The following is a 22,097-nucleotide window of genomic DNA, read 5'->3' as shown; positions in this document are numbered from 1 at the left end:
AAAAAGGAAGAGTGATGAGTGGAGAATGGGATTTTAGCCAGGGTTATCCATCCTGGCGCGTGCCGATGATGGGAGCGAATGCGGTAGCGACTTCGCAGCCGCTGGCGGCACAGGCCGGGTTGCGTATGTTGCAGCAGGGCGGCAATGCGGTGGATGCGGCGATCGCCACTGCCATCGCCTTAACCGTGGTGGAACCTACCGGTTGCGGTATCGGCAGCGATGCGTTTGCCATCGTCTGGGACGGCAAAAAGCTGCACGGGTTAAATGCGTCTGGCCGCGCGCCTGCGGCCTGGTCACCGGAAACCTTTGCTGGGCTGCAAGCCATGCCGGAACTGGGCTGGGATGCGGTAACGGTGCCGGGTGCGGTTTCTGCCTGGGTGGCGTTGGCGGAACGCTTCGCGACTCTGCCGCTTACCACGCTGGCACAGCCTGCTATTGATTATGCGCGCAACGGTTTCCCGGTTTCCCCATTGATCGGCGCGCTGTGGCAGCGGGGCTATAGCAAGCTGCGCGATCAGCCGGGTTTTAGCGCTTGCTTCGCGCCAAACGGCCAGCCGCCGCGCGCCGGTGAGCTGTTCCGTAACCCGGATCAGGCTAATTCGCTGGAAAAAATTGCCGCTACCCGGGGCGAAGCTTTTTACCGTGGTGAACTGGCAGAGAGGATGGTGGCTTTTGCCCGTGAGCATAACGCGGCGCTGAGCATGGACGATTTGAGAAATCATCGGGCTGATTGGGTTGAGCTGATATCGCGTCCGTTTGCCGGCGGCTCGGTGCATGAGTTGCCGCCTAACGGCCAAGGGATCGCCACGCTGATTGCGTTGGGCATTCTTGAACAGTGGGATATTGGCCGCTATCAGCCGGATTCCGTGGCATGGCTGCATTTGTCGATCGAGGCCATGAAGCTGGCGCTGGCGGATTTGGATCGCTATGTGGCTGATGCGGAACACATGGAGTTCCCGGCTGAACGCCTGCTGAGTGACAGCTACCTGAAAACGCGTGCGGCGCTGATCGATCCGCAAAAAGCCGGTGACTTCACCTTCGGCGCGCCGACGCAGAGCGGCACGGTATACCTCTCTACCGCCGATGCTAGCGGCATGATGGTATCGTTTATTCAGTCCAACTATATGGGCTTTGGTTCAGGCGTAGTGGTGCCGGGCACCGGCATCAGCCTGCAAAATCGTGGCGCTGGTTTTTCCTTGGATAAGCAGCATCCGAACGTGGTGGCCGGTAATAAGCGGCCGTTCCATACCATCATCCCTGCGTTTGCTTTGGATGGTCATGGGCAGCCGCTGATGTCGTTCGGCGTGATGGGCGGGCCGATGCAGGCGCAGGGGCATTTGCAGATGGCGTTGCGTATTATGCTGCATAAGCAGAACCCACAGGCGGCGATCGATGCACCGCGCTGGCGGATCGTCGCCGGGCGTGAGGTGATCGTCGAGCCTTCGATGGATCGTAATACGCTGGCGGCGCTGCGGGCCATGGGCCATAACGTGGTGCTGGAAGATCCGCTGCAAACCTACAGCTTCGGCGGGGCGCAGGCGATTATCCGCGATCCGCAGGGGTTCTATATTGCGGCCACCGAAAGCCGCAAAGACGGGCAGGCGCTGGTGTTTTAGTGGTTATCTGGGCCGGAGAGATCCGGCCCTGTTTCTCTGGCATTGTTACCTTCATACCTACATCCCTCCCAGCAAAATGAAACACAATGTAGCCAGAAAGGCGAATCGCGTATCGCATCGCATCCAGTTGATCTATTCTTGTAGGCCCAAAGAATCTGTAGGTAGATACGATGGGGAGAGGCGCATGGAGAGCAGTAAAGGGTATGGAGCCTGATAAAAGAGACGTTTAAATAGGAGTTATGTCACATGGCGGTAGGGATCCAGAGCAGAGGTTTCGCGCGTTGGTTGGCACCGGTGTTGGCATTGTTGGTGGTTATGCAATTGACCGCCTGCGGCGATAAAGAGCCAGAACAACGCAAGGCATTCGTTGATTACTTACAGAATACGGTTATGCGTAGCGGCGTGAGCATTCCGACGCTGAGCGAAGATCAGAAACAGAAATTCGGCAACTATGCCGGTGATTACGCGATTTTGGTCGGTTTCTCCCAGCAGTTGTCGAAGTCGGTTGATGCCAGCCTGACTCCGGTGCTGGATCAGATTAACCAGATCCACACCGCGCAGGATTACATGATCAAGCGCGATAACCTGAAGCAGTCGGTGGGCGCGTTAAACCTGTTAGGGCAGCAGATCCAGTCGGCGAAAACGCAGGCAGACACCGCGCGTGCAACCTTGAAACAGCCGGACGATCTGAAAGCGGTTTACAATCAGGCGTATGACAAAATTGTCACCGCACCGGCCAATGCCTTGATGCCAGCCATTCCAACCACGGCCAGCTTTGTGCAGGAGCTGGTACAGGTCGGAGATTTCCTCCAGGCGCAGGGCAATCAGGTCAGTTTCAACAATGGCGGCGTACAGTTCCGCACCCAGCAGCAGGCGACGCAGTACAACACCATGATGGCGAGCCTGGTGGCCAAGCAGCCGGATTTTCTGAACGCACAAAAAGCCGTGCAAGCGGTAATGCAATAGGGCGAAAACGCCGCTGCGCATTGAACGATGTGGGTGGGCCAACGTGTTGGTCTACCCACATAACGCCCATTTTTTCTCATGACTTGCCGCACTTCCCCTCAGCACTTCTGTACTACACTTCAACTAGGTGCAATACCGCCGAATCATCACTTCTTTTAATGTAGTTTTCTTTCATTCGCTCCACGGTTAATTGCTGGCGGAGTGCGTGCCCACAGGGAAGATGCGCTTTCTGGTCATAACCCGGTTAGCGGATGTAAAATAAATTGTGATTAATGTCACAATTTAAAAACAAATACCAGAAGTTAAATTGTGATTTGTGTCACGTTTTTGCTGTGTTTCATGCGATTAACGTCCTGTTGTGCTTTTTTTACACTGGATAAATGTGATTTACATCACGATAAATGCCTGATCATGGGGGTGTTATGTGTGATATGAGTCACAGTTTTGTTGAGAGGTTCGCGCAGTAAAAAGAGCGTGGTAGAGTCCGTTTCGCATACAGCATCAACAGGGCTGGAACGTTACAACAATTATCGCGCGCTCTTATTGTCAGCGCGTAACAATAGGGGTGTGTTTTATGTTTTCACCAGATATCAAGGTTAAAGTTCAAAACTTTGGCCGCTTCCTGAGTAATATGGTGATGCCCAACATTGGCGCATTCATCGCCTGGGGTATCATCACCGCGCTATTCATTCCTACCGGTTGGTTGCCTAACGAAACGTTAGCCAAGCTGGTTGGCCCAATGATCACCTATCTGCTGCCACTGCTGATCGGTTACACCGGCGGTAAACTGGTGGGCGGCGAGCGTGGTGGTGTGGTGGGTGCTATCACCACCATGGGCGTGATCGTCGGGGCCGATATGCCGATGTTCCTCGGCGCCATGATTGTTGGCCCGTTGGGTGGCTGGGCAATCAAACATTTTGACCGCTGGGTAGACGGTAAGATCAAAAGCGGCTTTGAGATGCTGGTGAACAACTTCTCCGCCGGTATCATCGGTATGCTGTTGGCGATCCTCGCTTTCCTTGCCATTGGCCCATTGGTCGAAGCGCTGTCCAAGATTCTGGCGGCTGGCGTGCATATCATGGTGGTCAACAACCTGCTGCCATTGACCTCGATCTTCGTTGAACCGGCGAAAATCCTGTTCCTGAACAACGCCATCAACCACGGTATCTTCTCGCCGCTGGGTATCCAGCAGGCTACCGAAGCCGGTAAGTCAATCTTCTTCCTGATTGAAGCCAACCCAGGCCCGGGTATGGGCGTGCTGATGGCTTATATGTTCTTTGGCCGTGGCAGTGCCAAGCAGTCTGCGGGCGGTGCGGCAATCATCCACTTCCTGGGCGGTATCCATGAGATTTACTTCCCATACGTGCTGATGAATCCACGCCTGATTCTGGCGGTTATTCTGGGCGGTATGACCGGTGTGTTCACCCTGACCGTGCTGAACGGCGGCCTGGTTTCCCCTGCTTCTCCAGGTTCTATCCTGGCAGTGCTGGCCATGACGCCAAAAGGTGCCTACTTCGCTAACCTGGCGGCGATCTTCGCAGCCTTCCTGGTTTCCTTCCTGGTTTCTGGCTTCCTGCTGAAAACCTCGAAAGTGAAAGAAGAAGATGACCTGGAAGAAGCGACCCGTCGCATTCAGGACATGAAAGCACAGTCCAAAGGCGGCAAAGCAGCGAATGCAGCGGCAGACGGCGATCTGAACACCGTGCGTAAAATCATCGTAGCCTGTGACGCCGGTATGGGTTCCAGCGCCATGGGTGCCGGTGTGCTGCGCAAGAAAGTGGCAGACGCCGGGCTGAAACATATCTCTGTGACTAACTGCGCGATCAACAACCTGCCGGAAGATGTGGATCTGGTGATTACCCACCGCGATCTGACCGAACGTGCGATGCGTCATGCGCCGCAGGCCCAGCACATTTCGCTGACCAACTTCCTCGACAGCCAGTTGTACAACGATCTGACCGCGCGTCTGGTGGCGGCCAACAAAACCGGCGAAACCGAGCAGAAAGTGATCGCCACGTTGGACGACAGCTTTGAAGCCGGTGAGCAGAACCTGTTCAAACTGACCGAAAGCAACGTGTTCCTCAATCTGCATGCCACCGACAAAGAGCAGGCAATACGCTTTGCGGGTGAGCAGCTGGTGAAAGGCGGCTACGTTGAGCCTGAGTATGTTCCGGCAATGCTGGAGCGTGAGAAGTTGACTTCCACCTATCTGGGCGAGTCGATTGCCGTGCCGCATGGCACCATTGAAGCCAAAGACCGCGTGCTGCGCACCGGCGTGGTGTTCTGCCAGTATCCGCACGGCGTGCGTTTCGGTGACGAAGAAGACGAAGTGGCGCGCTTGGTGATTGGTATCGCTGCACGCAACAACGAGCATATCCATGTGATCACCAGCCTGACCAATGCGTTGGATGACGACACCGTGATCGAGCGGTTGGCGAATACCACCAGCGTGCAGGAAGTGTTGGATCTGCTTGGCGGCAAGAAAGCCTGATAAAACAGAATCATTTTAAAGGGTGCAGCTTGCTGCACCCTTCTACATTAATAAAGGTAGGACTATGAAAGCATTACACTTCGGAGCCGGGAATATCGGCCGTGGTTTTATCGGCAAGCTGCTTGCCGATGCACATGCCGAACTGACTTTTGCTGATGTTAACCAGACGGTGCTGGATGAGCTGAACAAGCGCAAAAGCTACCAGGTGCATGTGGTGGGTGAGCAGGCGCGCGTTGAGAACGTGAACAACGTCAGCGCCGTTAACAGCGGCAGCGAAGAGGTTGTGGCGTTAATCGCCACCGCGGATATCGTCACCACCGCCGTTGGCCCGCAGATCCTGGCAAGAATCGCCGGGACAATCGCCAAAGGGCTGGTTAAACGCCATCAGCAGGGCAATACCCAGCCGCTGAACATCATCGCCTGTGAGAACATGGTACGTGGCACCAGCCAACTGAAGCAGCACGTATTCGACGCACTGCCGCAGGATGAGCAGGCCTGGGTTGAGCAGCATATCGGCTTTGTTGACTCCGCCGTTGACCGCATCGTGCCGCCAGCAGAGGCAGGCAGCAACGATCCGCTGGAAGTGACGGTTGAAACCTTCAGCGAATGGATTGTCGATCAAACCCAGTTTAAGGGCCAACCACCAGCGATTGCCGGTATGGAACTGACCGATAATCTGATGGCGTTCGTTGAGCGCAAGCTGTTTACCCTGAACACCGGCCATGCGATCACCGCCTATCTTGGCCAGCAGGCAAATCTGCTGACCATCCGCGATGCGATCCTCGATCCGGCGATTCGCCAGACCGTGAAAGGCGCGATGGAAGAGAGCGGTGCGGTGCTGATCAAGCGTTACGGTTTTGAGGCCGACAAGCACGCGGCGTACATCAACAAAATCCTGTCGCGTTTTGAAAACCCCTATCTGCACGATGACGTAGAGCGCGTTGGCCGCCAGCCGCTGCGTAAGCTGAGCGCGGGCGATCGCCTGATCAAGCCGCTGCTGGGTATGCTGGAATATGGCCTGCCGCATGCCAATCTGATCCAGGGTATTGCCGCCGCCATGAGTTATCGCAGTGAGCAGGATCCGCAGGCCAAAGAGCTGGTGGAACTGCTGGCAACGCTGGGGCCACAAGCCGCGCTGGTGCAAATCTCCGGTTTACCGACTGACAGCGCCGTGGTGAGCGAAGCGGTCGCTGCTTATAACGCCATGCAGCAGCGCTAAGCAGGTTGGGCATGTAACCCCCTCTCCCTGTGGGAGAGGGCCGGGGTGAGGGGATTGAGTGCGGTGATCTCTCCCTCACTCTAATCCACTCTCCAAAGGAGAGGGAACGGGTTAGCCTTGCATGAGAGTGATGCTCGACCTCTGTACTTACTCCGTGTACGCTGCGCAGTCCGTTCGCCAACGGATCGCGTCAATAAAGCCTAGTGGCAACGATTGATGAACAATAGAGTGTTAAAGTACTCTCCCCACGCCATTCGAAAAGCGATGATGGAACAAGCACAGGCATTTGAAAATAAAGTGTTGGAAAAGCTGAACGCAGGCAAGACGGTGCGCAGTTTTCTGATTGCAGCGGTCGAGCTGCTGGCAGAAGCGCTTAACGTCTTGGTGGTTCAGGTATTTCGTAAAGACGACTACGCGGTGAAATATGCCGTAGAACCGCTATTGTCTGGCGAAGGGCCGCTGGGCGAACTTTCGGTCCGCCTCAAGCTGATGTATGGCTTGGGTGTGATTTCACGCTATGAATATGAAGATGCCGAACTGCTGATGGCGATGCGTGAAGAACTGAATCACGATGGTTCGGAATACCGCTTTATCGATGACGAAATCCTTGGCCCTTTCAGCGAATTTCACTGCGTCAGCACCTTGCCGCCGGTGCCGACCTTTCTGCAACCCGGCGAAGCGGATGAATCGCTGATTGCCATGCAGCATCAGCGTTACCAGCAGATGGTGCGTTCCACCATGGTGCTGTCGATGACCGAACTGCTGGCCGGTATTGGAGCCAAACAACCCTCCCGCCTTTCCCCGCTGGGTGCGCAAAAGCCTTAAGCAAACGCCATACGCCATTCATCAAACAGCAGCCACAATGCCGTTGTGGCCATTAATCCCGCCATCACCGCGTTAAACACTCTCAGCTTCCAGGTAACGCGCAGCGCGTGGCGCAGCCGATCGCCCATCAATGCCCACACCAGCACGCAGGGAATATTCACTGCGCTGAAGCTGGCAATGATCAGCAGCGTCTGGCCGAGGCTGGCTCCCTCACGTGGGGCGAACAGGATCGCCACATTAATCACCATCAGCCAGGCTTTCGGGTTGACCGCTTGGAACAATGCACCGCCGATAAAGCGCATTGGCTGCGTCTGCTGTGTGGCATCCGGTGACGCGGCTTTGAACAGTTTCCACGATAGCCACAGCAGATAGGTACAACCTAACGCGGCCAATGGGAAGCGGATGGCACTAGCCCAGTTGATGATCACGGCCAGAAGCGTGGTGGTCAGCGCAAGCTGAACCGCACAACCGGCACTGATACCGAACACCATCGGTAAGGTACGGCGGATGCCAAAGTTGACGCCGGACGATGCCAGCAACAGGTTGTTGGGGCCGGGGGTAATCGACATCACGGTAACGTAACTGACAAAGGCTGAATCCAGCATAAAAAAGCTCCTAAAGGGTATAGATGCGGGTTGGCTATCAGCATAAGGGCCGAGGGTGAATGGTGACAGAACCAGAAATACAGTATTGTTATGGTTACAGTTTCACTATTTTTAAACTGTACCCATTACCTGGAGCCAAACTGTGACCCTGCTCGATGAGATCCCAGACATTCGTTACCGACAACTGGCCGATACGCTAGCGGCGGCGATTCGCCGTGGCACCCTGTTACCCGGCAGCCGCCTGCCTTCGGTACGGCGCTGCGCGCAGATCCATAGCGTCAGTATCAATACCGTGGTGGCGGCTTATCGCCAGTTGGAAGACCGTGGGTTGATCGAAGCGCGGCCGCAGTCCGGCTTCTATGTGCGCGCTACGTTACCGGCGTTGAAAACCGCATCGGCCCCCAGTAACCGCATAGAAAAACCGGCGGATGATGTGCTGGCGTTGATCGATACGGTGTTCGCCGCCCAGCAGAATCCGGCATTTACCAATCTGTCGCTGGCCTGCCCGCAAACCAGCGATTTTTATCCCGGTAGTAAGCTGGGGCGCATGCTCTCTTCACAGCTGCGCCGCCAGCCAAACCTGATCGGGCAATACGCGTTGCCACCGGGTAGCCTGCGGTTGCGCCAGCAGATCGCCCGGCGTTCAATGACCCTGGGCATGTTGCTGGAGCCAGGGGACCTCACCCTGACGCACGGCTGCATGGAGGCGCTACAGCTGGCGCTGCGCGCCACCACCAAGCCGGGTGACTGCGTTGGCTTGGAATCCCCAACCTATTTTTACCTGCTGCCGCTGCTCGCCAGCCTGGGGCTGAAGGCGTTGGAGATCCCCACCGATTCGCAGCACGGTTTGTCGTTGGATGCGTTGGAATTGCTGTTGCAAGAAAAGCGGCTCAATGCGGTGATCGCCATGCCGACGGTGCAAAACCCGCTCGGGTGCATCATGCCGCTGGCGGCGAAAAAACGCCTGGCGCGCTTGATGAACGATCATCAGGTACCACTGATCGAAGATGGTCTGTATGCCGAACTGCAATTCGGCAGTGCGCTCAGCCCGGCGGTGAAATCGTTCGATCGCGATGGCTGGGTGTTGTTCTGCTCCAGCTTTACCAAAACGCTGGCGCCGGATTTTCGCATTGGTTGGGTGGCCGGTGGGCGCTTCAGCGAAGCGTTGCACAAGCTGAAAGCGGTCTCGTCTATGTCAGAGTCACTGCTGTTGTCGGAAACCTTGGCGATGTTCCTGGAAGCCGGCGGTTACGATCATCATTTGCGCAACCTGCGTAAACGTTATGCCGCACAGGTAGAAGAAGCCAGGGCGCTGATCGCCCGTCATTTCCCGCGCGGCACGCGGGCAACGCAGCCAGCGGGAGGGTTTGTGTTCTGGGTTGAGTTCCCGCTGGCGGTAGATTCGGTAGCGCTGTTCCATCAGTTGCTGGAAGAACAGATCTGCCTGACGCCGGGCACGCTGTATTCCCCCAGCGGGCGTTATCGCAATGGGCTGCGGCTTTCCTGCTGTTACCCGTTTGATGCCCGCTACACCCAGGCGCTGGCGCGCGTGGGGGCCAAAGCCTGTGAAATGAGCGGGCTGCCAGCGGGAATTGCGTAAGACGAACGATCGGCGTTTTGCTATACTGCCTGCATCATTTTTAGCGTGCCGATAGCGGCACAAACAGGCCAAAAACCATGAAAGAGATAGAAAAGGCAGAGATTAAGCGCCTTAGCGACCTGCTGGACGCACTGAAGCATAAAGACACCGTGGTGATCCAACAGGGTAATATCGACCTGATCGCCCAGCACACCAAAGAAAAAGAGAAGCTGGCGGCAGAAATTGAACGCCTGAAGCACGTGCGCGTAGAGAAGCTGAGTGCAGAAGCACAGAAGCTGAGCCAACTGCCGTTCAGCCGTGAGATCACCAAGAAAGAGCAGGCGGATATGGGTACGTTGAAGAAAAACGTACGCGGCCTGATCGTGGTGCATCCGATGACGGCGCTGGGCCGTGAGATGGGCCTGAAAGCGGTCACCGGTTACGCGAAAAAAGCCTTCTGATCGTAAGTGTCTGGGGCGGAATGCTGTGCCCCAGATGCTCTCTACCCCGCTTTAGTGGCCGAGTAAACGGCGATTGAAGTCTTCAATTCTGCTGGCCGTAATGCGCATCAGCATGGTTTTGCTCCAACTGGCAGAAAGCCCGGCTACCGCTAGCAGGCGGCGATACTGCTCTTCGTCGAACGGCAGGTGCCAGGCAATGCTAATTGCCTCGGCGACGGAAATGTCGCTGCTGCGGGTGACCAACTCGAGCGGCCGATCGCCACTGACCATTCCCGCCGAAATGATGCGGTACAGCCAGCCGCAGCGGCCGCTTTGTTGCATCAGCACCGAGAGATAATCGATCGCGAAATGCGCGTTGAGTTTGAAGCATGGCGAACGTGGCTGAGTGACCTGGATCAGCGCATCCCCCCAGCGGTAGATATCACCCATAAACACGTTGTCTTCGGTCAGGCCGAGGGTGGAAAGGTTTTCGCCAAACGCCGGAGCATTGAATAACTCGGCCTGTGCCGGGAACTGCTCGCGCCAGTGGGCGTAATGTTCACGCGGGTAGTGGCACAGCGCGCGATCCGGCCCGCCGTGGTAGTTTTTTTCTGCTTGCTCATCCCCTATCAAACCTAGCGGAGTGAGTATCACTGCGCCATCGACTCGGCGTTTGGCAATCGCGCTGGGCCGCATATCTGCGTAAGGTTGGATGCTGCCGGTATAAACCTCTGGGTGGTGCATAATAACCTCCACTTTCATTGTGCAAACCAGGGACATAGCCCAGAGTACCCTGAGTGAGCAGAGAGCAACAGCATAACCCGCTTAGAATATCAGCGGGATACGCATCAGAAAGTGGTCCAGTTGTTTTCCGTTAAGGTAGAGGTTTCTCGCGGTTTTGCTGCCAGCGGTGATTTGACCAGTGCCGTTTTCGCCTCGACGGGCTCAGAGTGCTCTGCCAAACGGAACACCGAAACGCTTTGCAGCAGCATTTCCGCCTGTTCTTCCAGCGAATCTGCGGCGGCGGCGGACTCTTCCACCAGAGCGGCGTTCTGCTGGGTGGTGTGATCCATTTCCACGATCGCCTGGCCGATCTGCGCGATACCACGCGTTTGCTCGTCGGAAGCGGCGGCAATTTCCGCCATGATATCGCGCACGTGCGTGACCGAACGGACGATCTGCTCCATGGTATTGCCGGTGTTTTCCACCAAGGCGGTACCGGTTTGTACGCGGCTGACGGACTCGGCGATCAGCCCTTCAATCTCCTTCGCCGCCTGCGCACTGCGTTGAGCCAGATTGCGCACTTCACTGGCCACTACCGAGAAACCACGGCCCTGTTCACCAGCTCGCGCAGCCTCCACCGCCGCGTTCAGCGCCAGAATGTTGGTTTGAAAGGCAATGCCGTTGATCAGGGTAGTAATTTCGGCGATCCGCTGTGAACTACCAGAAATATCACGCATCGTGCTGACAACCTGGTTCACCAACTGGCCGCCCTGCTGTGCGGTTTGTGAGGCATCGGTTGCCAACTGATTGGCATGATGCGCGTTTTCGGCATTCTGCTTCACCGTGGCGGTGAGCTGTTCCATACTGGCGGCGGTTTCTTCCACTGCCGCCGCCTGCTGCTCGGTACGTGAGGAGAGCTCGGTATTGCCTGCGGCAATCTCCCCGGCGGCGGTGGACACCTGGCTGACGCCCATCTGGATTTTCTCGATCATATCGCGCAGATTCTGGCTCATGGCCGCTACGGCGTTCAGCAATTGGCCCAACTCATCGCGGCGGGTGCTGGTTTGCGTTTGGCGTAAATCGCCCGTCGCAATGCGTTCTGCCAGTGCCAGCGTGGTGTGCAGCGGGCGTGTGATTTGCAATGTGATGCGCCATGACACCAGCAGGCCTGCGAGGATTGCGATCACGGTAATGATGCCCATCTGGATCTGGGCGGTATCGATATTACTGTTGGTTTGCGCCAGTTCATCTTTCATAAACACGCCGATCAGCGAATCGACTTTCTGGGCGGTATTGCCGAGTTCCTGGCTGAGCTTTTGCTCGAGGTCATAGGCGGGCAGGTAGGCTGCGATATGATCTCTATATTCATCCAGCGCGGTCAGCAGCGGCTGCAATAATGGCCGATCGGTTTCTGGTAAACGCTGGCTGAGCCCATTGGCCGCACTGCGGGCATCGTCGATAGCGCTCAGCAACGGCGTTTCTGACTCCTTGTTCGGGCTCAGCAGCAGGCCACGGGCACTGTAGCGGATCAAGGTCAGCTTCTGGTTGAGTTGGGCAAAAGCCAACGGCAGATCGCCCTGGGCCAACTGCGGTTCGATCTGGCTCAAACTGTCTTGCACTTCGGACATATTCCAGGTGGCACGCACTGCGTCTTTCTTTGTCACCGCCTGTTGGAAGCTATCTCGCTGCTGCTGATACTTGCCCATCAACGCTTTCAGCGATTCCAACTCTTTACGGCTTTGTGGGTCCCAATTCAGTTCCTGCGCATGATTGATCAGCTTGACCACATTCTCGATATGCGCGCGGTTGCTGTTCAGATAGTCGATTTTGTAGGTTTGGCCGAACATCGCGCGCGCGTATTTCGCCTGGCTGATTTCGCTGGTTATCTGATAGCTGAAATCGATGCGTTCGGTGCGCGATTCAATGAGACGAAGATAATAACCCCCGGTGCTGGCGATAATGATGGCCAGTAATAAAATCAGGCTAAATCCCAACGAAAGCTTTTTACCTACGGTGAGATGAACGAACTTTCCTGCCAATGTCTTCAGTGCCGCCATAAGATTTTCCTTTTGAGGCAATCGTTAATTAAACGAGATATCGGCAGAAAAAGGGCGGGCTTTAGCTAGAAATGGGTAAATAAATGTCCGCATTAGCGGGCTGAGGCTGATGGCAAAGTCGCCTTCTAGCCCGAGATACCGGGGTCTAGCGCACCGAGCGGCTATGATGGGACACATCCTTGTGTCCCACCCTACGGGCCGACTTAACGTCGTTCAAATTTGCTCCCGGCAAATTTGTCGGCGGCTTATGCCGTTACAACCCCTTCGACACACTCCCCCTAATAACCGGCTTTGATCTAATAAGGTCAGTGCAAAAAATGGGCTGACGGCCATAATTTAATAAAGGAGTTCACTACCGATATAGCTGCACCAGAGCCAGTATTCGCTGTAATTCTCTTTGCTTACTGCGTCCTGTGCCTTTCTCTGCGCGATGTGGCTGGCGTAACGAATCGTGAGAAGTGAAGTTAATCAGGTCATTATCTGAATGACAAATTTGTGTGAATTTGCATGGTGTCCTTTACAGCCACCAGCCAGAAAGATGATTTATCTCGGCTGGTGGTTTTAGCTGGCATGGCTACGCCGCCGCATCGTCTGAGTTGAATTCAATATGAATTCGGTCATAGGGTAATGCGATCTTCTCGCCCTCCTTGTTCAGCACTCCCCCATTTAGCAGCGACTGAACATCGTTATACACACCACGAAAATCACGATTAACAATGCGTGATAACTCACGGATAGACACGGCCTGCTTCCCTTCCATTGCTTTGATGATCTGCCAGCGGTTGGGGGCAAGCATCGTTTTGGCCAGTTGCTCTACGGTGGGAAATATCAACTCTGAGCCGATAACATCCCCGTTCATTGCGCGGGAGGCGTCTGACATTGCCACCCGGAAAGCATCATCAACGGCCATTACTCTGACGGTTAGCACTCGCATGGTATTATCTCCTCAACAGGTCAATATCTTTCTGGAAACTGGCGATCAGGCTTTCAATATTGGTAAATGTCACCGGGTATTCCAGTTCGCCTATGTGCTTGTGGTCGCCCTTGCCGCGTTCGTTGTCGTAACGCATGACGCATACACCATCAACAATGTAGGCCAGGCTGTATTTGTACGGGTGCTTACTGCCTAAAATTTCCGGATCTACCTTCAGAATACGGATAGAAGCGAAAGCGCTATCAGCTATCTGGATTCGGCGGTTCATCAACTCAACAGCGGGCATGGGCTTATCTCCTCGTTGATGTAAATCATAATATCAGACAATGGTGATGTAAACAGATACATCAATACGGACGCATTAACGAGCGGGTGGGATAGTGAAAAAAAATGCCCGCATCAGCGGGCATCATCATCAGGGCTAACGGAATTACTTCTGCGCTTCGGCAAAGCGTTTTGCCGCTTCGTCCCAGTTCACCACGTTCCAGAAGGCTTTGATGTAATCCGGGCGGCGGTTCTGGAATTTCAGGTAGTAAGCGTGTTCCCACACGTCCAGGCCGACAATAGGGAAGCCGGAAGCGCCAGAGACGGCTTCACCCATCAGCGGGCTGTCCTGATTAGCGGTGGAGACCACGGCCAGCTTGTCGCCTTTCAGCACCAGCCAAGCCCAGCCGGAACCGAAACGGGTGGCTGCGGCTTTCTCGAACTCTTCCTGGAATTTCTCCACGCTGCCGAAATCACGCTCGATGGCGGCTTTCAGATCGCCGCCCAGCGTGGTACCGGTTTTCAGGCCTTTCCAGAACAGGCTGTGGTTAGCGTGGCCGCCCGCGTTGTTACGCATAAAGGTGCGTTTGTCGGCAGGGACTTTATCCAGATCCTGGATCAGCGCTTCAACGCTCAGCGAAGCCAGCTCAGGGTAAGCTTCCAGCACGGTGTTGGCGTTGTTAACGTAGGTCTGATGGTGTTTGGTGTGATGGATTTCCATCGTTTGCTGATCGAAATGCGGTTCCAGTGCGTCGTAAGCATAAGGCAGGGATGGCAGTGAATAACTCATAATCATCGTCTCCAATGGGTGTTGGGCGGCGCAAGGCATGAGCACCGCATAAGCAATCGGTTCCCATTATAGGGTATTAAATGAGATTGAAAATGATTATCAATGCCGTATGGGTTGTGTGGTTTCTGGGCTAATCGACAATGCGCTGCGGATGAGTAAACACCGTCGCCCGGCCGGGTTTGCTAAAGCCTACTAACGTTAAATTACTGCGCTCGGCGATCTCCACTGCCAAGGAGGTGGCGGCGGAAACCACGAACAGAATCTCGGCACCGCACATGGCCGATTTTTGCACCATCTCATAGCTGGCGCGGCTGGAAACCAGGATCGCCCCCTGCTGCCAGCCCTGTTTGGCGCGCAGGCCGAGCATTTTGTCCAGCGCCACATGGCGGCCCACGTCTTCGCAGCCGCCCAACAGTTCACCTTCTGGCGAGATCCAACTGGCGGCGTGGGTGCAGCCGGTATGCTGGCCGACTTCCTGCACCTGGCGCAATTGCCTTAGTGCGTGATCAAGATTGGCGAGCGAAAACGTTTGGGTGAAAGGCAGCGGAGTGACCGGGCGGAAGATATCCGCCAACTGTTCAATACCGCATACGCCGCAGCCGGTGCGACCGGCCATCGCGCGGCGGCGCTCTTTCAGCCCGCTAAAGCGGCGGCTGGAAAGCTCAATCTGCACCTCAAGGCCGTTGCAGGTGGGATTAACCTCTATACTGTAGATATCGCGCGGTGAGTCGATAATACCTTCTGACAGGGAAAAACCCAGGGCGAAGGCCTCCAGATCTTTGGGGGTACACATCATTACCACGTGGGAAATACCGTTATAAACCAGCGCGACCGGAACCTCTTCCGCCAGCCAGTCTTGCTGCTCAAGGGAGAGTTGTCCGCGCTGAAATACCGGGGCCTGGATCATGCCTGTGATCGCAGTCGCGTTTATGGGTTGCTTTGGGTCTATATTGTTCACTTTAGTGGTACCTGTTTGTAACAACCCCAAGTCCGCTATGATATCATCGCGGCGTCGTTGCGGCCTTCTGGCCAAGCCAACATAAGAACAGTGATTTTAGCGCTTCCCGCTTTGCCGGGGAAAGTGCCATTTGAAACAATGTGACAACACGAGTGAAAGGAGACCCCCATGCAGGTCAGCAGAAGGCAGTTCTTTAAGATCTGCGCTGGCGGTATGGCAGGGACGACGGTAGCTGCTCTGGGCTTTGCCCCGGAAGTGGCGTTAGCGGAAACCCGGCAGTACAAGCTGCTGCGCGCCCGTGAAACCCGTAATACCTGTACGTATTGCTCAGTCGGCTGTGGGCTGTTGATGTACAGCCTTGGTGATGGCGCGAAAAACGCCAAAGAGAGCATTTTCCACATCGAAGGGGATCCGGATCATCCGGTAAACCGTGGTGCGCTTTGCCCGAAAGGCGCCGGTCTGGTGGATTTCATCCACAGCGAAAGCCGCCTGCAATACCCGGAATATCGCGCGCCAGGTTCTGATAAATGGCAGAGAATCAGTTGGGATGATGCCTTTACCCGCATCGCCAAACTGATGAAAGAAGACCGCGATGCCAACTTTGTAAAAACCAACGATAAAGGCGTCACCGTCAACCGTTGGCTGACCACCGGTATGCTGTGTGCCTCGGCCTCCAGCAACGAAACCGGATACCTGACACAAAAATTTAGTCGCGCTCTCGGCATGCTTGCCGTAGATAACCAGGCGCGTGTCTGACACGGACCAACGGTAGCAAGTCTTGCTCCAACATTTGGTCGCGGTGCGATGACCAACCACTGGGTTGATATCAAGAACGCGAACTTAATTATCGTCATGGGCGGTAATGCGGCAGAAGCGCATCCGGTGGGTTTCCGCTGGGCGATGGAAGCCAAAATTCATAATAAAGCCAAGCTGATCGTCATTGATCCGCGCTTTACCCGTACCGCATCGGTGGCGGATTTCTACACGCCTATCCGTTCTGGCACTGACATTGCCTTCCTGTCGGGCGTCTTGCTGTACCTGATCACCAACAACAAGATCAACCGCGAATACGTTGAAGCCTATACCAACGCCAGCCTGCTGGTGCGCGAAGACTTCAGCTTTGACGATGGCCTGTTCAGCGGCTACGACGCGGAAAACCACAAGTACGATAAAACCACCTGGAACTATCAGCTCGACGAGAACGGCTTTGCCAAGCGTGACGTTACTCTGCAAGATCCGCGCTGCGTGTGGAACCTGCTGAAACAGCACGTCAGCCGCTATACGCCAGAGGTGGTGAACAATATCTGCGGTACGCCAACCGAAGACTTTATCAAGGTTTGCGAATATATCGCCGAAACTTGCGCCAACGATAAAACCGCCTCGTTCCTGTACGCCCTGGGCTGGACACAGCACTCGGTCGGCGCACAGAACATCCGTACCATGGCGATGATCCAGCTGCTGCTCGGCAACATGGGCATGGCGGGCGGCGGCGTGAACGCCCTGCGCGGCCACTCCAACATCCAGGGCCTGACCGATCTCGGCCTGCTGTCACAGAGCCTGCCAGGCTATCTGACGCTGCCTTCCGAGAAACAGCCGGATCTGGACACTTACCTGAAGGCCAACACGCCGAAGGCGCTGCTGCCGGGCCAGGTGAACTACTGGAGCAACTACCCGAAATTCTTCGTCAGCCTGATGAAGAGCTTCTACGGTGATAAAGCGCAGAAAGAAAACAGCTGGGGCTTTGACTGGTTGCCGAAGTGGGACAAAGGCTACGACGTGCTGCAGTACTTCGAAATGATGTCGCAGGGCAAGGTTAACGGCTACCTCTGCCAGGGCTTCAACCCGGTCGCTTCGTTCCCGAACAAGAACAAAGTGGTGGGGGCGCTTTCCAAGCTGAAATTCCTGGTGACCATCGATCCGCTGAATACCGAGACGGCCACATTCTGGGAGAATCACGGCGAATCGAATGATGTTGATCCTTCAAAGATTATGACCGAAGTGTTCCGCTTGCCATCCACCTGCTTTGCGGAAGAGAACGGCTCGATCGTTAACTCCAGTCGCTGGCTGCAATGGCACTGGAAAGGGGCTGATGCCCCGGGCGAAGCGCTGGCCGATGGTGAGATCTTGGCGGGGCTGTTAACGCGCCTGCGCGAGATGTACAGCCGTGAAGGCGGTGCAGTGCCTGAGCAGGTGCTGAACATGAGCTGGAACTACCTGACTCCAGATGCCCCGGCGCCAGAAGAAGTGGCGATGGAAAGCAACGGCAAAGCGCTGGCGGACGTTCTCGATCCGGAAGGCAAAGTGCTGGCGAAAAAAGGCGAACAGCTCAGCACCTTCGCGCATCTGCGTGATGACGGTACTACCTCGAGCGGTTGCTGGATCTTTGCCGGTAGCTGGACGCCTGCGGGTAACCAGATGGCGCGCCGTGATAACGCCGATCCTTCCGGCCTTGGCAACACGCTGGGCTGGGCCTGGGCTTGGCCGCTCAACCGCCGCATTCTGTATAACCGTGCTTCTGCCGATCCAGCGGGTAAACCGTGGGATGCCAAACGTCAGCTGATCGGCTGGGATGGCACCAAGTGGAGCGGAGCAGATATTCCGGACTACAGCGCCGCAGCACCAGGCAGCGATGTTGGGCCGTTTATCATGCAGGCGGAAGGCATGGGCCGCCTGTTTGCCATCGACAAAATGGCAGAAGGGCCGTTCCCTGAGCACTACGAGCCGTTTGAAACGCCGCTTGGCACCAACCCGCTGCACCCGAACGTGGTGTCTAACCCGGCGGCGCGCGTGTTTAAAGACGATCTGGCGACGATGGGCAAAGCCGATAAGTTCCCGTACGTGGGCACCACTTATCGTCTGACCGAGCATTTCCACTACTGGACCAAGCACTCGCTGATCAACGCGATCATGCAGCCGGAGCAGTTTGTGGAGATCGGTGAGAAACTGGCCGAGAAGAAAGGCATCAAGCACGGCGATCTGGTGAAAGTCAGTTCCAACCGTGGCTTTATCAAAGCCAAAGCGGTCGTGACCAAGCGTATCCGCACGTTGCAGGTGCATGGTCAGGATGTGGACACCATCGGTATCCCGATTCACTGGGGTTATCAAGGTGTGACGCAGAAAGGCTTTATTGCCAATACGTTGACGCCGTTCGTTGGCGATGCCAATACGCAAACGCCAGAGTTCAAGGCGTTCCTGGTTAACGTGGAAAAGGTGTAACGGAGACGAATTATGGCAATGCAATCTCAAGACATCATTCGTAAATCCGCGACCAATGGTTTTACACCGGCCCCGCGTGCCCGTGACCACCAGGAAGAAGTGGCCAAGCTTATCGATGTCACCACCTGTATCGGCTGCAAAGCCTGTCAGGTGGCCTGTTCTGAATGGAACGATATCCGCGATGAAGTGGGGCACAACGTCGGGGTTTATGATAACCCCGCCGATCTGAGCGCCAAATCGTGGACGGTGATGCGTTTCTCCGAAGTGGAGGAGCACGGCAAACTGGAGTGGCTGATCCGCAAAGACGGCTGCATGCACTGTGCCGATCCGGGCTGCCTGAAGTCCTGCCCGTCGGAAGGGGCGATTATCCAGTACGCCAACGGCATCGTCGATTTCCAGTCCGAGCACTGTATCGGCTGCGGTTACTGCATCGCCGGTTGCCCGTTCGACGTGCCGCGCATGAACAAGGAAGACAACCGGGTGTACAAATGCACCCTGTGCGTTGACCGTGTTGATGTCGGCCAGGAACCGGCCTGTGTGAAAACCTGTCCGACTGGGGCTATCCACTTTGGCACCAAAGAGGCGATGAAAGATGTCGCCGCTGGCCGTGTCAGCGAGCTGAAAACCCGTGGCTACGAAAACGCCGGTCTGTACGATCCGGCGGGCGTGGGCGGCACTCACGTGATGTACGTGCTGCATCACGCCGATAAACCGCAGCTCTATCACGGTTTGCCGGATAACCCAACCATCAGCCCGGCGGTGACCTTCTGGAAAGGGATCTGGAAACCGTTGGCGGCCGTCGGTTTTGCTGCCACCTTTGCGGCCAGCGTGTTCCACTACATCGGTGTCGGGCCAAACCGCGTCGAAGAAGAGGAAGATCACGACGAACCGCACGATGAGGAGACGCGCAAATGAGGAAGGAAAAGCCAATTCAGCGCTATAACGCGCTGGAGCGGATGAACCACTGGGTTGTGGCGTTCTGCTTTATTCTGGCAGCCATCAGCGGGCTGGGGTTTTTCTTCCCCTCCTTTAACTGGCTGATGAACATTTTCGGAACGCCACAGCTGGCGCGCATTCTGCACCCCTTTGCCGGGGTGATTATGTTCGCCGCGTTCATGATTATGTTCCTGCGCTACTGGAAACATAACCTGTTCAACCGGGAAGATCTGGTCTGGGCAAAAAATATCTACAGAATCACGTTGAATGAGGAAGTGGGTGACGACACCGGGCGCTATAATTTCGGTCAGAAATGCGTATTCTGGATAGCGATCATCAGTCTGGTGCTGTTGCTGGCCAGCGGTGTGGTTATCTGGCGGCCGTACTTCGCCCCTGCTTTCCCTATCCCGCTGATCCGCATTGCGTTGCTGGTGCATTCGCTGGCGGCGGTGGGGTTGATCATCACGATTATGGTGCACATTTATGCCGCTCTGTGGATAAAAGGCACCATTACCGCGATGGTGGAAGGTTCTGTTCCGGCAGCCTGGGCCAAGAAACACCATCCGCGCTGGTACCGTGAGGTCCGCGAGAAACAACGGGAAGATAAACCCTGATGAGTATCCGCATCGTTCCTAAAGAGCAGTTAGGGGCACAGCGTGAGAAGTCCACAACGGCGGAAACCATTCCGCCGTTACTTTTCGCGAATCTGAAAAGCCTGTACACCCGTCGAGCTGAGCGTCTGCGCCAATTGGCCGTAGACCACCCGCTGGGCGATTATCTCAACTTTGCTGCCAGCATCGCAGCCGCGCAGAACAATGCGTGCCACGATAACCCGTTGGTGCTGGATCTCAGCGCTGCGCTGATCCAGGGTGCCGCCAGCGGCAAGCCACCGTTGGATGCGAGCGTTTATCCGCGCAGCGAGCACTGGCACAAACTGCTGGCATCGCTGATCGCTGAATTGCGTCCGCAGGCGCCGGAACACGTGGCTCCGGTGCTGGAAAACCTGGAAAAAGCCTCCGCTCATGAGCTGGAGCTGATGGCCAGCGCGTTGCTGAACAATGAGTTTGCCAAAGTGGGCAGTGATAAAGCGCCGTTTATCTGGGCTGCGCTGTCGCTGTACTGGACGCAGATGGCCAGCCAGATCCCCGGCAAGGCACGCGCCGAATACGGTGAGCACCGCCAGTTCTGCCCGGTGTGCGGCAGTATGCCGGTTTCCAGCATGGTGCATATCGGCACGGTGAACGGCCTGCGTTATCTGCACTGCAACCTGTGTGAAAGCGAATGGCACGTGGTGCGGGTGAAATGCAGCAACTGCGAGCAAACGCGCGATCTCAACTACTGGTCACTGGACAGTGAGCAGGCGGCGATAAAAGCGGAAAGCTGTGGCGATTGCGGCACTTACCTGAAGCTCCTTTATCAGGAAAAAGACCCGCAGGTGGAAGCGGTGGCCGACGATCTGGCTTCGCTGGTACTTGATGCCAAGATGGAAGATGAAGGCTTTGCCCGTAGCAGTATCAATCCGTTCCTGTTCCCTGGCGAGTAACACCCGCACCGTTCTTCTCGGGAGTGGGGGGAGAGGCTTTAACTCGATGTCAGTTTCTCCCCCTCACCCTAACTCTCTCCCCAAAGGAGAGGGAACATTGCTGATACCCATGGTTAATCGAGAGCACCGGTCGACTCCTTCTCCCTGTGGCAGAGGGCTGGGGTGAGGGGCGATCCGCTAATTTTGGCTTGGGCATCTGGCAAACGCGGGGGTGAGTTGCTACGGTTACGCCAGAATGCGTAGAGCACAAGGAAAGGAATAATGTTGAAGACGATTACCAGATTGACGGTATTGGCTGTTTTGCTGAGTGGACTGGTAGCCTGTGACAATCAGGACACCAAAAAGCCAGAAGTTCCCGCACCGCAACCGAAGCCGGTGGTCACCCAGCCCGCCCCACCTGCACCACCGCCAGTCGTCGAAACCAAACCGGCTTATCCTCCTGGTCTGAGCGTTTCGCTGCAAAAGGGCAAAATCACCTTTGAATTGCCAGCGGGTTTTAGCGATCAGACCGCGTTGAGCGGCATCGTCAACGACGATAAATCCGTCATTCAGCTGTTCCTCAACGGTAAAGCGCGCCAGCGTACCGTCGCTTCTGAAGTGATCCCGCCAGCGGGTATGAAGCTCAATACCAGCGATGCGATGCTGAAAGATCTGACACAAAGCATCATTACCGAACTGGGCGATCGTTATCAGAACATCAAGAAAACCAAAGAACAGAATTTCACCGTCGGTAAACAGAAATTCCATCGCTTGGACACCGAGCAAACGGTGAACGGGCAGAAACTGGTTTCCACCATTGTGTTAACGGTGTTCAATAAACGGGTCGTGACGTTGCAGATGCTGTCACCGGCCAAAACGCCCGAAGCACATCAGGCACTGGTACAGCGGATTATTGATACGCTGGCGGTGAAATAGTTGATTTCACCGCACCATTA

The 22,097-nt window shown here is 55.7% G+C and carries 19 protein-coding genes; 12 read left to right on the top strand and 7 right to left on the bottom strand.

Annotated features, from left to right (window positions below):
* Nucleotides 1–14 precede the first annotated feature (14 nt).
* The 5 genes from AC2A1E_RS08580 to AC2A1E_RS08560 all read left to right on the top strand — a co-directional run bounded on the left by AC2A1E_RS08580 (nucleotide 15) and on the right by AC2A1E_RS08560 (nucleotide 7,117).
* Nucleotides 15–1,616 (top strand): gamma-glutamyltransferase family protein, encoded by a 1,602-nt coding sequence (locus AC2A1E_RS08580; RefSeq protein ID WP_484383392.1) that lies wholly within the window; start codon nucleotides 15–17, stop codon nucleotides 1,614–1,616.
* A 246-nt stretch (nucleotides 1,617–1,862) separates the two neighbouring features.
* Entirely contained in the window at nucleotides 1,863–2,582 is a 720-nt protein-coding gene (locus AC2A1E_RS08575; protein WP_484383391.1) for a DUF3053 domain-containing protein, read from the top strand.
* Nucleotides 2,583–3,156: 574 nt separating this feature from the next.
* On the top strand, nucleotides 3,157–5,073 hold the full coding sequence (locus AC2A1E_RS08570) for a PTS mannitol transporter subunit IICBA (RefSeq protein ID WP_484383390.1): 1,917 nt from the start codon (nucleotides 3,157–3,159) through the stop codon (nucleotides 5,071–5,073).
* A 64-nt stretch (nucleotides 5,074–5,137) separates the two neighbouring features.
* Nucleotides 5,138–6,292: a mannitol-1-phosphate 5-dehydrogenase gene (locus AC2A1E_RS08565; protein WP_484383389.1), complete on the top strand. Its 1,155-nt coding sequence runs from the start codon at nucleotides 5,138–5,140 to the stop codon at nucleotides 6,290–6,292.
* Nucleotides 6,293–6,556: 264 nt separating this feature from the next.
* Nucleotides 6,557–7,117 (top strand): MltR family transcriptional regulator, encoded by a 561-nt coding sequence (locus AC2A1E_RS08560; protein ID WP_484383388.1) that lies wholly within the window; start codon nucleotides 6,557–6,559, stop codon nucleotides 7,115–7,117.
* On the opposite strand, the gene AC2A1E_RS08555 is transcribed toward AC2A1E_RS08560, so the two are convergent.
* A complete protein-coding gene (locus tag AC2A1E_RS08555; protein WP_484383387.1) occupies nucleotides 7,114–7,722 on the bottom strand; it encodes a LysE family translocator in 609 nt (202 codons plus the stop codon). The genes AC2A1E_RS08560 and AC2A1E_RS08555 overlap by 4 nt on opposite strands.
* A gap of 142 nt (nucleotides 7,723–7,864) precedes the next feature.
* On the opposite strand from AC2A1E_RS08555, the gene AC2A1E_RS08550 reads away from it, so the two are divergent.
* Together AC2A1E_RS08550 and AC2A1E_RS08545 are read left to right on the top strand one after the other, a co-directional pair.
* A complete protein-coding gene (locus tag AC2A1E_RS08550) occupies nucleotides 7,865–9,322 on the top strand; it encodes an aminotransferase-like domain-containing protein (protein WP_484383386.1) in 1,458 nt (485 codons plus the stop codon).
* A 77-nt stretch (nucleotides 9,323–9,399) separates the two neighbouring features.
* A complete protein-coding gene (locus tag AC2A1E_RS08545; RefSeq protein ID WP_484383385.1) occupies nucleotides 9,400–9,762 on the top strand; it encodes a YibL family ribosome-associated protein in 363 nt (120 codons plus the stop codon).
* A 51-nt stretch (nucleotides 9,763–9,813) separates the two neighbouring features.
* Here AC2A1E_RS08545 and yiiM read toward each other — a convergent pair whose 3' ends face one another.
* The 6 genes from yiiM to fdhD all read right to left on the bottom strand — a co-directional run bounded on the left by yiiM (nucleotide 9,814) and on the right by fdhD (nucleotide 15,416).
* Nucleotides 9,814–10,485, bottom strand: coding sequence for a 6-hydroxyaminopurine reductase (gene yiiM / locus AC2A1E_RS08540; protein ID WP_484383384.1), 672 nt, complete (start codon nucleotides 10,483–10,485; stop codon nucleotides 9,814–9,816).
* A gap of 104 nt (nucleotides 10,486–10,589) precedes the next feature.
* The gene (locus AC2A1E_RS08535) at nucleotides 10,590–12,521 is read right to left on the bottom strand and encodes a methyl-accepting chemotaxis protein (RefSeq protein ID WP_484383383.1); all 1,932 of its coding nucleotides are present in this window, start codon (nucleotides 12,519–12,521) and stop codon (nucleotides 10,590–10,592) included.
* 574 nt (nucleotides 12,522–13,095) lie between these two features.
* Nucleotides 13,096–13,455 carry an HVO_A0114 family putative DNA-binding protein gene (locus AC2A1E_RS08530; protein WP_484383382.1) on the bottom strand — a complete coding sequence of 120 codons (360 nt, stop codon included), beginning with the start codon at nucleotides 13,453–13,455 and terminating at the stop codon, nucleotides 13,096–13,098.
* Between the two features lie 4 nt (nucleotides 13,456–13,459).
* The gene (locus AC2A1E_RS08525; protein ID WP_484383381.1) at nucleotides 13,460–13,741 is read right to left on the bottom strand and encodes a toxin-antitoxin system TumE family protein; all 282 of its coding nucleotides are present in this window, start codon (nucleotides 13,739–13,741) and stop codon (nucleotides 13,460–13,462) included.
* Nucleotides 13,742–13,885: 144 nt separating this feature from the next.
* On the bottom strand, nucleotides 13,886–14,509 hold the full coding sequence (gene sodA / locus AC2A1E_RS08520) for a superoxide dismutase [Mn] (RefSeq protein WP_484383380.1): 624 nt from the start codon (nucleotides 14,507–14,509) through the stop codon (nucleotides 13,886–13,888).
* Between the two features lie 130 nt (nucleotides 14,510–14,639).
* A complete protein-coding gene (gene fdhD / locus AC2A1E_RS08515; RefSeq protein ID WP_484383456.1) occupies nucleotides 14,640–15,416 on the bottom strand; it encodes a formate dehydrogenase accessory sulfurtransferase FdhD in 777 nt (258 codons plus the stop codon).
* 219 nt (nucleotides 15,417–15,635) lie between these two features.
* Here fdhD and fdnG point away from each other — a divergent pair, with 219 nt between their 5' ends.
* The 5 genes from fdnG (at nucleotide 15,636) to AC2A1E_RS08490 (ending at nucleotide 22,077) form a co-directional block, all read left to right on the top strand.
* Entirely contained in the window at nucleotides 15,636–18,683 is a 3,048-nt protein-coding gene (fdnG, locus tag AC2A1E_RS08510) for a formate dehydrogenase-N subunit alpha (protein ID WP_484383379.1), read from the top strand.
* A gap of 12 nt (nucleotides 18,684–18,695) precedes the next feature.
* Nucleotides 18,696–19,598: a formate dehydrogenase subunit beta gene (gene fdxH / locus AC2A1E_RS08505; protein ID WP_459400717.1), complete on the top strand. Its 903-nt coding sequence runs from the start codon at nucleotides 18,696–18,698 to the stop codon at nucleotides 19,596–19,598.
* Complete coding sequence (gene fdoI / locus AC2A1E_RS08500) at nucleotides 19,595–20,233, top strand: formate dehydrogenase cytochrome b556 subunit (RefSeq protein WP_484383378.1); 639 nt, start codon at nucleotides 19,595–19,597, stop codon at nucleotides 20,231–20,233. Before fdxH ends, fdoI begins: the two co-directional genes overlap by 4 nt.
* Nucleotides 20,233–21,162, top strand: coding sequence for a formate dehydrogenase accessory protein FdhE (gene fdhE / locus AC2A1E_RS08495; protein WP_459400719.1), 930 nt, complete (start codon nucleotides 20,233–20,235; stop codon nucleotides 21,160–21,162). Before fdoI ends, fdhE begins: the two co-directional genes overlap by 1 nt.
* A gap of 261 nt (nucleotides 21,163–21,423) precedes the next feature.
* A complete protein-coding gene (locus AC2A1E_RS08490; protein ID WP_459400720.1) occupies nucleotides 21,424–22,077 on the top strand; it encodes a DcrB-related protein in 654 nt (217 codons plus the stop codon).
* Nucleotides 22,078–22,097: the final 20 nt, after the last annotated feature.

The sequence above is a fragment of the Serratia sp. HNCC26DJ206 genome (genome assembly GCF_057180605.1).
Note: the sequence above shows the minus strand (reverse complement) of the source record. Positions and strands in the feature narration are given on the sequence as shown.

What these genes read in the sequence shown, in the direction of transcription:
- AC2A1E_RS08580 (WP_484383392.1), top strand. Translation starts at nt 15, where the DNA reads ATGAGTGGAGAATGGGATTTTAGCCAGGGTTATCCATCCTGGCGCGTG.
- AC2A1E_RS08575 (WP_484383391.1), top strand. Translation starts at nt 1,863, where the DNA reads ATGGCGGTAGGGATCCAGAGCAGAGGTTTCGCGCGTTGGTTGGCACCG.
- AC2A1E_RS08570 (WP_484383390.1), top strand. Translation starts at nt 3,157, where the DNA reads ATGTTTTCACCAGATATCAAGGTTAAAGTTCAAAACTTTGGCCGCTTC.
- AC2A1E_RS08565 (WP_484383389.1), top strand. Translation starts at nt 5,138, where the DNA reads ATGAAAGCATTACACTTCGGAGCCGGGAATATCGGCCGTGGTTTTATC.
- AC2A1E_RS08560 (WP_484383388.1), top strand. Translation starts at nt 6,557, where the DNA reads ATGATGGAACAAGCACAGGCATTTGAAAATAAAGTGTTGGAAAAGCTG.
- AC2A1E_RS08555 (WP_484383387.1), bottom strand. Translation starts at nt 7,722, where the DNA reads ATGCTGGATTCAGCCTTTGTCAGTTACGTTACCGTGATGTCGATTACC.
- AC2A1E_RS08545 (WP_484383385.1), top strand. Translation starts at nt 9,400, where the DNA reads ATGAAAGAGATAGAAAAGGCAGAGATTAAGCGCCTTAGCGACCTGCTG.
- yiiM (WP_484383384.1), bottom strand. Translation starts at nt 10,485, where the DNA reads ATGCACCACCCAGAGGTTTATACCGGCAGCATCCAACCTTACGCAGAT.
- AC2A1E_RS08535 (WP_484383383.1), bottom strand. Translation starts at nt 12,521, where the DNA reads ATGGCGGCACTGAAGACATTGGCAGGAAAGTTCGTTCATCTCACCGTA.
- AC2A1E_RS08530 (WP_484383382.1), bottom strand. Translation starts at nt 13,455, where the DNA reads ATGCGAGTGCTAACCGTCAGAGTAATGGCCGTTGATGATGCTTTCCGG.
- AC2A1E_RS08525 (WP_484383381.1), bottom strand. Translation starts at nt 13,741, where the DNA reads ATGCCCGCTGTTGAGTTGATGAACCGCCGAATCCAGATAGCTGATAGC.
- sodA (WP_484383380.1), bottom strand. Translation starts at nt 14,509, where the DNA reads ATGAGTTATTCACTGCCATCCCTGCCTTATGCTTACGACGCACTGGAA.
- fdhD (WP_484383456.1), bottom strand. Translation starts at nt 15,416, where the DNA reads ATGATCCAGGCCCCGGTATTTCAGCGCGGACAACTCTCCCTTGAGCAG.
- fdxH (WP_459400717.1), top strand. Translation starts at nt 18,696, where the DNA reads ATGGCAATGCAATCTCAAGACATCATTCGTAAATCCGCGACCAATGGT.
- fdoI (WP_484383378.1), top strand. Translation starts at nt 19,595, where the DNA reads ATGAGGAAGGAAAAGCCAATTCAGCGCTATAACGCGCTGGAGCGGATG.
- fdhE (WP_459400719.1), top strand. Translation starts at nt 20,233, where the DNA reads ATGAGTATCCGCATCGTTCCTAAAGAGCAGTTAGGGGCACAGCGTGAG.
- AC2A1E_RS08490 (WP_459400720.1), top strand. Translation starts at nt 21,424, where the DNA reads ATGTTGAAGACGATTACCAGATTGACGGTATTGGCTGTTTTGCTGAGT.